Origin of the sequence: Acaryochloris sp. CCMEE 5410 (genome assembly GCF_000238775.2) — a bacterium.
Classification (GTDB): domain Bacteria; phylum Cyanobacteriota; class Cyanobacteriia; order Thermosynechococcales; family Thermosynechococcaceae; genus Acaryochloris.
This window is the reverse complement of the sequence record NZ_AFEJ02000002.1, coordinates 98,172-110,250: the sequence shown is the minus strand read 5'-3', so window position 1 is coordinate 110,250 and position 12,079 is coordinate 98,172. Positions and strand designations below refer to the sequence as shown.

The window sequence follows — 12,079 nt, the reverse complement described above, 5'->3', positions numbered from 1 at the left end:
GTTATGAACTAAAACCAGTTTTTTAACTTGATCGAATGAAATCTGGTTCAGAATAATAACAATAATTGTTTTTCCCTTTTTGCTTCGCCTGATATAAAGCCTGATCTGCACGCTCAAGTAGAGTTGAACTATCGTTCCCATCTAGAGGGTAAATTGAAATTCCCAAACTGATGGTTACCTTAGAGAATTTTTTGCTGACAGTCAGTTCATTCTGAAGTGTCTTGATTAAGCAAGTTGCTAGATGATCGATAGTTGATCGATCCTGGATGTCACATACTAAGATCGCAAACTCATCTCCTCCCCATCTAGCAACAAGATCAACTTCCCTAATGCATTGTCTGAGATTCTCCCCAGTCTTTTTAATCAGTAAATCACCCATCGCATGTCCATGGGTATCGTTCACTTGCTTAAAGTTATCAAGATCTAAAAACATGAGTGCAAAATACTGATCAGCCTTTGTCTTGAAGATATATTCCAATTTTTCATTAAACTGCATCCGGTTGGGTAAGCCCGTCAAAAAATCATAGGAGGCTTTGCGGTGCATGATTGCTTCTGATTGTCTTTGTAATGTGACGTCTCGAAAACTTAAAACAACACCTACCATCTTCCCGTCTAATTTTTGAGAATTGGCATAGCATTCGACAGTTCGATGATCGTTGAGATTGAGATCAAAAGGTAAGTTTGAAGGCAAATTGAACTTGTGAAAAAGTAAGCCTTCTCCTGCTTTTAAGTTTGTATTAAGGTAAGCCAGAGGATTTTGAGAGAAAGAATTTTCATCTTCAGGCTGTAACTTCCAAATTTCTTTGAACTTCTCATTACAGATAATTAGATTATCCTCATGATCTAAAACGAGAATGGCGTCTGCAGTAGCATTTAGCGTTGCTAGCAATATCGCTAAAGAGCTTTCTAGGCGATTACTAGTAAAATTTAAGGTCTTTTTTTGGGCTTGAATGGTTAACTCTTGTTCAAAGCATTTTAACGCATCTGCAACGGTCATAAAGAGATCATGATGGTCCCAAGGTTTACTGATATAACGGTAAAGCGCTCCCCGATTGATAACATTCCCTACTGCATCAGCATTCGCTTCTCCCGTCAACATTATTTTCAGAGCTTCAGGATATTTGTGGTGGAGTTGAATGAGAAGTTCGTCGCCTCCCATACCCGCCATATTCTGATCAGATATGATCACTGCAATATGAATCTGGTCATCCGGGGCGTAGCTAATGGATCGGGGATGCCTTAGACTTCGGAATGGTTACCCCTGGGAATAGGGAGTCAAACCGTTGATTGACCCAGGCAAGCCGCAGCATGAGTAGATGATTGAAACCATCCTCACTCCAGCGCATACCAACCCCCTTAAAGCGCTGTTGAATCAGCCACTTACAAGCACTTTCGACCATTCCTGACCCCAGCGGTATCTGTAGTTGTTCAAAGTGGCGATATTGGATGTGTCGCAGATAGCGCTGGAAATAAGCCTGTACCTGGAGCAACGTCGTAAAAGATTTGCCCGTAAACAATTGTGAGTGAATCAACATCGTCAAGGACCGCAATACTAATAGGTGTTGCCCATGTCGCAATTGGTGTCGCCAGCGCCGAAACCAGGCTTGGGCTTGAGCAGAGCGAGCATCCCCAAACATCGCTTTTGTTGCTCGTGCAAGATGGCCTGCTGCATGAAAGAAATCGAGAACTGCCACAGCACAGTGAGAGAACAAGGTGCGGTAGACTCGCCAGAAGCCTCGCCCCCCATCACTCAACCAGATGACGCTTGGGGCCGATTCAAAGTCTTGTTTGCGGGCTTCGAGGTGCAGTAAGGGGATGAACTGGTCGATATCGCCCAATACTGCCACCAGTCTTCGACGTAGTAGTTGGGGGACACGCTTTTGTGCTCGGGTGCCCCGTGTTCCTAGGCGGGCTAAGATAGCAACTTTGACTTCTCGCCACTGGATTTTTCCCTTGGGGGTTTTCGGGGTGGGGCGAAAGGGCACCATCACACCGTCAGCAGCAATGGCCAAAGGTAGAGCAGACAACACCTCTGAAATCGCTTCACAAGGAGTCTGGTCACCTGAGGCTTGAGCTTTGAGTTGAGTCTCTAGCTCCTGATAAGCTTTGTTGCCCATGACTTGCACCCAACTCCACAAGCTTGATGAGCTGACGGATAAACCACTCCACTGACTCAGCATCCAACTGGCCAGTTCATAGGGCATAAATAGACTTAACAAGCAGCCTAGACGAACCAATTCTTCACTGCTGTGCTGATAGGAGGTAATCCCAATGGATTGATCCAAAGGAGCGGATAGACTACCTGGACACCTGTGGGGACAACGACCCACCCGTCGCTTTCAGGCAATATTTCCCACCAGTGTCTGCATCTGACGAGATTCCCATCCCTTCGAGTGCAAGCGGGTTCCGCAAGTGGGACACCTCGGCCATTCCAATACTGTTTTGCTCGCCGTGAGAGTTCATCCTCCAGAAGCCAGCGAGCCAAAAACAAACCCATTTGCAGAACGATATAAACCATCTGACTCAGGCTGGGTGCTTCTTTGAGTGCTTCGACCTGTTCTAGAAATTCGTGATGCTCTAGTACGGTTGGCAATTGCGATGTTAGGCTCATGACAAGTTTTTGATTCGGGTACAGGATCTATTGTCCTTGACCCGTTTTTCTTTGAGCCATACATCCCCGATTCTGTGCTTACGCCCGTCATCCGAGAGCTCCCAACAAGTAGAGATCGCCTCATCACCACTTTGGCAAAGCTCCACAAGATAATGTTCACCAAAATACCGTTTGAGCTGTTCTCCCAGGCTTTTGAGAATATCCCAATCATCATCAACACAGATAATGGCAGATTCCATTCGTTATCCTTTCAATGCAGCAGTGATTACAGCTTCTAGCTCTCTCTCTTGCCAAGGCTTTTGAATGCAAGTGAATAAGTTAGCCTGTTCTTCTGCACGTTGTATCGCTTCATCATCAGCCTGCCCGGTCAACATAATTTTGATCGCTTTGGGAAATTTTGTATGCACCTGGGCTAAAAATTCATCTCCGGGGATATTCGGCATTAGCCAATCCGAAATAACAATTAAGACGTTAATATTTTCATCATCAAGTTCATTCAATACTTCCCAGGCTTCTTCAGCACTCTGGGCAGTTTCAAAAATATATTCTCTACCAAAAAGTCTTACAAATTGCTCTTTGATAACCTGAAGAATTGCGACCTCATCATCGACACAAACAATAGCTGATTCTGGCATTCTCTAGTCCTTAAGTTCCTGGCTAATTTCGATGGGGAGCCAAACTTCAAAAGTTGTATTTGCTGGATGGCTGTCTACTTTGATCCTTCCTTGATGTTTGCCAACGATTCTTTGGCAGATATATAGTCCTAATCCACTTCCTTTGCCGATAGGTTTTGTGGTATAGAAAGCATTGAAGATTTGATCTAGTTTTTCAGCTAAAATACCTGGCCCATTATCATTGATCCCAACCAAAATTCCACCATTTTCTTCTCTAGCTGAGATTGTTAAGGTTCCTCCATTCTCCATTGCTTGAATCGCATTATGGATTAGATTAGTCCAAACTTGGATTAGCTCATCTGGGTACCCCATAATGCGTGGGAGACCTGACTCAATGTTTCGAATTACATCAATATTTTTTTTAATTTGATTGTGATAGATCTTGAGGGTTGTCTCTATACCTTCTTGGATATTGGTGAGTTGTGGTTTTGTGCTCTGCTCGATCCGGGCATAGTTTTTTAGTGCAAAGACAATTTTTGATGAACGTTCGACTGCCTGAATAATCGTTTCATTATTCACTGAAGCGCTAGTTAGGTTATAAGCAAACTGCAATGCCCACAAGCCTTGAGGGCTTTTGATGAGTGGCAGAAAAGTTTCAATGTTAGTCTGTACTCCCATATCCATCAACAGGTCAGCAATCATTCGGGCAGAATTAATCTGTTGATTTTGCAACGTTTCTATTAGGGATCTTTTGATTGCTCGGCGTTCAACTGAAGAAATATATGAGTCAGAAATAATTGCTCTTTCAATCAGCAGAAAAAGCGTCGTTTGTTCTTCTAAAGTTAGCTTCTGATGTAAAAGTGGAAGTGAAGAAGTGACCTCCTGTAGTGCTTTCTGCGTATTGTTGGCAGCAGCCTGTATCGCTCCTAAAGGATTATTGATTTCATGGGCGACACCCGCAACGAGCTGGCCTAGGGCTGCCATCTTTTCTTTCTGAATTAATTCATCTTGAGACTGCTGAAGATGTTCAAGGGTTTCTTGTAGGGTCTGAGATTGTTCTGTGATTTTCTGAACAGCCTGGGACTGACTAATCGCAATACCAATTTGTTCACCCACTTGATTGAGTAGCTCTATTTCATCTTCTTCCCATTGACGCGGTCCATCATTCTGAAAGGTTGCTAGTAATCCCCATAGTTTTTCCCTTTGAAAAATGGGCACAATCACATAAGCTCTGGCCTGAAACTGCTCTAGCAGTTCAATATGGCAGGGGCTATGGTTAGCTTCATAGATATCAGGCACACTAAAGCTTTCGTTGTGGGCGTAACGCCCGCCTTGATTTTCCTGTAAATGGGTATCGTGGATGGTTGGCATCACCCCCACAAGAGGGTTCCATTGAAGCTCGTTGGATTCAAATAAAAAGTCTCCACTCCAATCTGGATTGAAACGATAGATAGCCACCCGGCTCACATTAAGGGTTACTCGTGCTTCGTGGGTTGCTGTTTGGCAGATCACTTCAAAGTCAAAAGATTGTCGGATTCGATTAGAAATTTTGACCAGGGACAAAAGGCGCTGTAGAGATTTCTCTTGGGCCTCGATTTTAGCGAGTAAGGTGGCTTGATCTCTAACTTGTTCAAATTGATCGGACAGTTGCAGAGCAACTGCAAAATGGGTGGAAATTTTCTGAACAAATTCGATTTCGGAGGGTTGCCATCGGCGAGGATGGCCACACTGGTGGACGCAAATCAGCCCCCACAAATAGTCATTTTTAAGGACTGGCACAATTAAATTGGCACGAACTTCAAAGTCACTCAGAATTTTGATGTGGCAGTCACTCAACCCAGCCTCATAAATATCTGAGACTGCTTGAACACGTCCTTGAGCATAATAGAGGGCAAACTGTGACCCAAAACAATGGTCTTCGACCTTTGCTTTCAATGCAGATGGATACCCTTCACAGACATCCTCTGCCATAAAACTGCCTGAATTCCAGTTGGAGTCTTGATCAAACTGGAATACTCCAACTCTATCAGCGTTGAGAAGATTTCGGATTTCAGTAGCGGTGGTATTAAAAATAGAATCTAGGTCATTGCAGGCACGGATCTTATCGATAATTCTGGATAAGGTTTGTTGCTGCTCAATTTCCTGGAAGATCTGCTCAGTGCAGGATGAAAGCTGGTATGCAGCCTGTTTGAGGGCACTATAATCTTTATCCGGGAGAATTGACTGAGACATCTAAGCATTGACGCCAAATAAGAAGACCTTCTCAGGGTGCCCAAATTGTTCTGTTTGAGTGCTGAGGAGTTTCTAAGCCTTAGTAAGGACTAATGTATTGACCTATGCCTTACCCACAACTCTTGCAAGTATTGTGATGGTTAGGTTTGGGATATGCGATAAAGTGTAACCTGACCACTGACATAGCGAAGCGAATATCATGCAAACATGGGCCGCTCAGGAACTGAGAACATCCAACCTAGGTGACGCTCGTTTCGATAAGCGCTTGGTGGAGATTGTTGATTCAAGACAGGCTAAGCGCTCAGCCTAATGCCAGTATTCCACAAGCGAGCGAAAGTTGGTCTCAGACCAAAGCAACCTATCGATTTTGGGACAATCCGAAGGTGAGTGCAGCGGGAATATTAGAAGCCCATCGGTCCTCGGTTCAAGAGCGGATGCTAGAGTCGGGGGTTGTTCTAGCGATTCAAGATACAACAGACCTGAACTTCACTCACCATCGCAGTAAAAATTTTGAGTCAGGTTTTGGCCTGACCAGTAGTCAATCTTACGTGTGGGGATTGAAGGTCCATACAACCTTTGGTGTGAGTGGAGAAGGGGTGCCGTTGGGGGTACTGGATCAACAGGTCTGGTCAAGGGACCCAGCCAAGTCAACGTCAGGCAAAAAGCATCCGAAAAAGTCAAAGACCAAAAGCTTAAAAGACAAAGAGAGCCTACGCTGGCTCCAAGCTCAAGTGGCCAGTGAGTTAGATCTACCCGAGGGTGTCGCATTGGTAACAGTAGCTGACCGAGAATCAGATATTTATGAGCTGATGGCCATGCCGAGAGGCAAAGGGGTCCATGTCCTTCTGAGAGTGTGCCGCAATCGCACGGTAGACCATCCAAGCAAGTTACTCAAAGCGGCCATAGCCCAAGCGCCCATTGCTGGGACCTTAACGGTGACAGTGTCCAAACGGAAAGGACAAGGACAACGGGAGGCAACTCTAACGGTTCGCCATCAAAGATTAACCCTCAAAGTTCCCAAAAATCGTCCCAAATCAGCCCAGCTTTGTGACTTACCCATGACGGTTGTTTCCGTTGAAGAGGAACATCCTCCTGAAGGTTGCAAAGCGATTCATTGGCTATTGATCTCTGATATTGAGATAGACAGCTTTGAACAGGCCTGTACGTTGGTGCAATGGTACGCTCTGCGCTGGCTGATTGAGCGATATCACTATGTCCTCAAAAGTGGCTGTCAGATTGAATCGCTACAGTTGGAAACAGCGACTCGAATCATACCTGCTCTGGCAACCTATGCCATCGTGGCTTGGCGATTGCTATGGCTCACTTATGAAGCACGAGTCCATCCTCAGCAGTCTTGTGAAGTCGCTTTTGAGACCTTTGAGTGGCAAGCTCTATTTTGCAGGTTCCATCACCAGCCCAAACCACCGAAAAAGCCGCCGTCTCTTGAGCAAGTGGTGCGTTGGGTTGCACAGTTGGGTGGTTTCCTCGCTCGCAAGCACGATGGAAATCCAGGGGTGAAAACCTTGTGGAGAGGACTCACGAGACTCCATGACATCGCGGATACTTGGAGACTGGCTCATGATTGAAAATACTCGATAGTCTGACTTTCAAGACTTGTGGGTAAGGCATAGATGTATTGACCAGTATGGGTTTATATCTATCCTGCTGGTTCAAGTTGTTGGATTAGAATATTTTTCCTGCCTGGAATAAAATAAGTACTCTTCTTTACTGAGTTCATATCCAGAATTGTTCTAGAGTTACCCCCACTATTTACTGGTTGGACCAAAATCAAACCGAGCGACTTCGCTCTTCCAAAAGGACTCAGGAAGTTTAGAAATCTTGATTCTTTAGGGACAATGATTGATTTACAGTCAAAAAAGCTTGCATTACCCTCTACGTACTATGCACCACTTCAACAAGTTTTTTCCTCGTCTCATCAGTTTGATTTGTCTAGCTTGGATACTATTGGCAATACCTGCGATCGCAACACCGATCTGGAGCTATGAAGGCCCATCTGATCCCGGACATTGGTCAGATTTGCAGGCCGACTATTCCCTCTGTGCAACGGGGCAGTCACAATCACCGATCAACTTGCGATCGCAAGATCTCAACAGCAATCATGAGACCCTGAATGTGGACTATCACTCCTCTCCCTTGGATGAAGTCAATAATGGACGCACGGTAACCGTGAACTATGCCGCTGGGAATACCCTAACCGTGAATAATCAGACCTATGAATTAGTCCAGTTTCATTTTCATGCCCCCAGTGAACACCGGATTAACAATAAGTCTAGTGCGATGGAAATGCATCTGGTGCATAAGAATGCGGCCAATGAGCTAGCGGTGTTGGGGGTTATGATTCAGCCAGGGGCTGCTAATCCCTTATTGGATGAGATTTGGGAGAATATGCCTGCGGTGGAAGAAGAGAATGCACCTAATTTAGAAATTGATGTTCGTTCGCTACTGCCCCGCGATCACAGTTTTTACCATTACCAAGGATCCCTGACGACTCCCCCCTGTAGTGAGTCCGTCAATTGGGCCATCCTTAAGCAACCCATTCAAGCTTCTCGCCAGCAAATCAGTACCTTTAAGTCCCGGTTTCACGCAAATGCTAGGCCAGTTCAAGCCCTTAATAACCGATCCATTCAGTTTTCTGATTCTTTAAGTTAATTGAACATCCTCAACCAACCTAACGGAAATGTCCCTAAGCTAACGGAACAATAAGCACCATCTCTGTAATAAGATGAACCGCTTCAAAAGGGGGACAAAGAATGATCCAGTTAGGGCGAGAGATTACTAGCGAACTCCAAATCGCCTCCACCCGGGAATGGCTTGTCACCAATGGGATCGGCGGATATGCCGCTGGAACTGTGGCGGGCCTGCTTACCCGGCGATATCATGGGTTGCTCATTGCAGCTTTGAATCCGCCATTGGAACGAACGCTACTACTCTCCAAACTGGAGGAAACGGCTCTGTATAACGGTGAGTTGTTTGAACTCTCTACAAATCAATGGGCAGATGGGAGTGTGACCCCCCAAGGCTATCGCTATTTGGAGCAATTTGAGTTAGAAGGAACGGTGCCTTGTTGGTCCTATGCCCTGGCAGATGCTCTGTTAGAAAAAAGGGTGTGGATGCAGCAGGGCGAAAATACGACCTATATCTACTATCAGCTCCAGCGGGGTAGTGGTCCCGTAGCCTTATCTGTTAAAGCCTTAATTAATTATCGGGATCACCATAGTCAAACCCATTCCCATCAATGGCAAATGCAAACCCAGTCCGTTGCCCAGGGCATTCGAATTAAGGCGAATGATACGGCAACTCCCCTTTATCTATTGGTCAGCCAGGGGGGCTTAGTGACACAACACCATTGGTATCAAGGGTTTGAATTGGGGCTTGAGCAATATCGAGGATTAGATGATCAGGATAATCATCTGCATATCACCACTTTAGAGGTCGTTCTTAACCCCGGTGATAGTCTGACGGTGGTTGCCAGTACCCAACCTCAGGCCAATTTAGATGGAGCCACCGCCTTACTGGAGCGCCGCTTTTATGAGGAAATGATTCGCGGGGAGCTGGATGTCCCCGCATCCCCAATGCCCCCATGGATCCAGCAATTGGCCCTCGCTGCCGATCAATTTATTGTGAATCGACCCTTAGCTGAAGAACCAGAGGGAAAAACGATAATTGCAGGCTATCCGTGGTTTGGAGATTGGGGGCGAGATACCATGATTAGCCTACCTGGTCTGACGATTTCGACGGGGAGACCTCGAATCGCCCGAACAATCATTCGCACCTTTGCCCGGTATTTAAATCAGGGGATGCTACCTAATGTCTTTCCAGAGGTGGGAAAGCTACCGGATTACAATACCGTCGATGCGATTCTCTGGTACTTTGAAGCCATCCGCATCTACACTGCGGCGACTCAAGATAAAGAACTACTGGAAGAGATATTTCCAGCCTTAGTCAGAGTGATTGACTGGCATCGGCAGGGCACCCGCTACCAAATCCATGTGGATACAGATGGGCTGCTCTATGCCGGGGAGGAGGGGGCACAACTGACCTGGATGGATGCCAAAATTGGGGATTGGGTGGTCACCCCGAGAACGGGAAAACCCATTGAAATTAATGCCCTTTGGTATAACGCCCTGCGGAGTATGGAAAGGTTCGCTCAACAGCTCGGCCAGCCCCAGCAGGTTTATCGTGACATGGCCCAACTGATGCTGGAAGGATTCCAGGGATTTTGGCAGCCCACCCAAGGCTACTGTGCTGATGTGATTGATGGCCCCGAGGGAGATGACCTCACCTTGCGGCCCAACCAAATTTTTGCCGTATCACTCCCCCTTGTTTCAGGAGCGTCAGATTATCCAGCGTTGCTAACGGACGAGCAGCAAAAGGCGGTGGTTGAGACCTGTGGACGCTATTTGCTCACGTCTTATGGGTTGCGGTCCCTCTCCCCAGACGATCCTCAATACCAAGGAACCTATGGGGGGGATCAAGTGAAACGAGATAGTCGATATCATCAAGGGACCGTATGGAGCTGGCTTCTAGGCCCCTATGTTCAAGCCCATTACCGAGTCTATAAAAATCCGCAACAAGCCCTATCGTTGCTGAACCCCATTGCCAGCCATCTTCAGGCCCACGGTTTGGGCAGTATTAGTGAAATTTTTGATGGCGATCCACCGTTTTATCCCCGAGGCTGTTTCGCCCAAGCCTGGTCCGTTGCCGAAATTCTGAGGGCCTGGATGGATATTTCCCAGCAGCAATCCTAATTTTATGCGGCCAACTGCTCAGGCTCTAACCAGAAAATCTTGCCAAATCCCCCAATAAAGCGAATCCGCACAGGCGTGATCTCATAGAGCTGAAAGCCATGGGTGTTCTGATATCCTTCAGATTCAGGAAATCGCTGAAAATAGCGCTGGTATTTCGCTTCATTCTCAACCCCCGTTGTTTCCAATGGTGTTGCTCGTCCCAGGATACTGGCCCGTCCGTGCTTTTGTGGATCCTCGGACCCATCCTGCAAATTTTCCAAGATGATTAGAGAGACGCGATTATCATTAATGATGTTTTTAGTGTGTTGCGCTAAATTGCTGATAAAAATCAGGGGATGATAGGATTCCGTCAAGCTATAGGGGGTGACAGATCCAAAGGGAAAACCTTCCACAGCTACTGATGTTGTAGACAGGACACCAAAGCTTTGTTGTTCAATGAGTTTCTTGACTGCTGTTGCTTCTGTAGACATGGGGCCATCTCCCGTTGTGTGCAATCCAACCTTCATCTTAGGCACAAACGCGGTAAATAACTATGTACAGAGATTACCTGTAAAAATTGACTGTTTTTTTGAGAAAATATCTTATCTAGCAGATCTTCAAAGTAAGGCCCAGGCAATAAACCGTTCAGTGTAGTAAAGGGCTAGCTGGTTACTGACTCCGCTAAATATGGCGTCAAAGGCATGTTCTGCCCAGGGAATTTCAATCATGACGGCAGTATTTCCCTCATCTCGCAGTTTTTTCAGCATATTTCGACCGAATTTTATTTTTACTAAGTGATCCTGAGCCCCGTAAACCAGCAAAGTAGGGGGGAGATTGGGTTTGACCGCATAAATGGGCGATGCTTGTTTATATTTCTCAGGAAATTGTTTTGGATCTCCGCCAATAAAAGCTTTTAAAACTGATTTGACATCAATGGGATCAGGCACAGGGGGATCATAATAGCCTTTCGCCAGATTGACTGGACTGTAGTAACTGACAACGGCTCGAATCGGTAAATCGGTTCCTCCATAGGCCGCTAAAGTCGCGAGATGCCCACCCGCCGAACGTCCCAGTATTGCGACTCGGTTGGGATCCGTATCGTAATCCGATGCATGGTCTTTGATAAAGGTGAGGGCGGTTCGCACATCTTCTAATTGAGTTGGAAATTGATAGCGGGGGGTATGCCGATAGGAAATGGCCCACACGACATAACCCCGAGCTGCCAGATACTGATTGAAGGCAGCGTTACTGTCAGGACTCCCTGTCCGCCATGCCCCCCCGTAAATCACAACAATGGCTGGATAGGTCCCTGGCTGGGGAGGGCGGTAAAGATTGAGTTTTAGGGTCTGTCCATCGGGTTGAGCAAAGGGAATCCCCAAATCTTGACGGATATCTCCCAGGGGGATTTGGCGAATAAAGTCGAGAAGACTAAAGGGATGGGGGCGGAGTAGGGCTTGCTGGGTTGGCAATAATTTAGCTAAATAATCTTTGCCTAGGTTGCTCTGCATTGCCCCATTCGCTTGTTGAATGGCCCTAGGAAGTTGAATCAGGGGCAAGCTACTCAACACTAATCCCAACAGGCCTCCCACCATCATGATCCGAAAGGCGGTCTTGCGGGTGCGGTAAAACAGGGTGAGCAGGAGTGCGATCCCATTTAGTACCATTAACGCTGGACTGATCTCAGGAGCTCCTACTCCCAAAGGAAGTAACGAAAAAGTAGGAGCTGGAACGACTATCCAGAGACTAAGAAATAGCCCGATCCCAATGAGAAGTTGTAACAATCGATAGAACATAGGTGTCTCTGAAATGAGGTTAAAAGTGAAAGGAGGCAAAACCCTTTACCTAAAGGGGATCGGTTCAAGGATCTTAGGGTG

10 protein-coding genes and 1 pseudogene are annotated in these 12,079 nt (G+C 46.4%); 4 read left to right on the top strand and 7 right to left on the bottom strand.

Annotation, left to right across the window (positions count from 1 at the left end; genetic code table 11):
* Positions 1–22: 22 nt before the first annotated feature.
* The 5 genes and pseudogenes from ON05_RS21240 to ON05_RS21215 all read right to left on the bottom strand — a co-directional run bounded on the left by ON05_RS21240 (position 23) and on the right by ON05_RS21215 (position 5,457).
* Positions 23–1,189, bottom strand: coding sequence for a diguanylate cyclase domain-containing protein (locus ON05_RS21240; protein WP_139025597.1), 1,167 nt, complete (start codon positions 1,187–1,189; stop codon positions 23–25).
* Between the two features lie 31 nt (positions 1,190–1,220).
* Positions 1,221–2,611 (bottom strand): annotated as a pseudogene (locus ON05_RS21235) (ISKra4 family transposase).
* A complete protein-coding gene (locus tag ON05_RS21225) occupies positions 2,608–2,850 on the bottom strand; it encodes a hypothetical protein (RefSeq protein ID WP_262562236.1) in 243 nt (80 codons plus the stop codon). The pseudogene ON05_RS21235 and the gene ON05_RS21225 overlap by 4 nt, the downstream one beginning before the upstream one ends.
* Positions 2,851–2,853: 3 nt before the next feature.
* Positions 2,854–3,246: a response regulator gene (locus ON05_RS21220; protein ID WP_010479198.1), complete on the bottom strand. Its 393-nt coding sequence runs from the start codon at positions 3,244–3,246 to the stop codon at positions 2,854–2,856.
* A gap of 3 nt (positions 3,247–3,249) precedes the next feature.
* The gene (locus ON05_RS21215; RefSeq protein WP_010479197.1) at positions 3,250–5,457 is read right to left on the bottom strand and encodes a GAF domain-containing protein; all 2,208 of its coding nucleotides are present in this window, start codon (positions 5,455–5,457) and stop codon (positions 3,250–3,252) included.
* Between the two features lie 199 nt (positions 5,458–5,656).
* Between ON05_RS21215 and ON05_RS38665 the strand changes: the two genes are divergently transcribed.
* From ON05_RS38665 to ON05_RS21200, 4 genes are all read left to right on the top strand, one after another.
* Positions 5,657–5,767 carry a transposase DNA-binding-containing protein gene (locus ON05_RS38665; protein ID WP_085945245.1) on the top strand — a complete coding sequence of 37 codons (111 nt, stop codon included), beginning with the start codon at positions 5,657–5,659 and terminating at the stop codon, positions 5,765–5,767.
* On the top strand, positions 5,736–7,043 hold the full coding sequence (locus ON05_RS21210; RefSeq protein WP_201767999.1) for an IS4 family transposase: 1,308 nt from the start codon (positions 5,736–5,738) through the stop codon (positions 7,041–7,043). The genes ON05_RS38665 and ON05_RS21210 overlap by 32 nt, the downstream gene beginning before the upstream one ends.
* A gap of 379 nt (positions 7,044–7,422) precedes the next feature.
* The gene (locus ON05_RS21205; protein WP_139026088.1) at positions 7,423–8,127 is read left to right on the top strand and encodes a carbonic anhydrase; all 705 of its coding nucleotides are present in this window, start codon (positions 7,423–7,425) and stop codon (positions 8,125–8,127) included.
* Positions 8,128–8,228: 101 nt separating this feature from the next.
* Complete coding sequence (locus ON05_RS21200; RefSeq protein ID WP_010479191.1) at positions 8,229–10,226, top strand: amylo-alpha-1,6-glucosidase; 1,998 nt, start codon at positions 8,229–8,231, stop codon at positions 10,224–10,226.
* Positions 10,227–10,228: 2 nt separating this feature from the next.
* Here the strand turns inward: ON05_RS21200 and ON05_RS21195 are convergent, their stop codons facing one another.
* Both ON05_RS21195 and ON05_RS21190 read right to left on the bottom strand, forming a co-directional pair.
* Positions 10,229–10,696 (bottom strand): HugZ family protein, encoded by a 468-nt coding sequence (locus ON05_RS21195; protein WP_010479189.1) that lies wholly within the window; start codon positions 10,694–10,696, stop codon positions 10,229–10,231.
* A gap of 126 nt (positions 10,697–10,822) precedes the next feature.
* A complete protein-coding gene (locus ON05_RS21190; RefSeq protein ID WP_029315573.1) occupies positions 10,823–11,998 on the bottom strand; it encodes an alpha/beta hydrolase in 1,176 nt (391 codons plus the stop codon).
* Between the last annotated feature and the right edge of the window lie 81 nt (positions 11,999–12,079).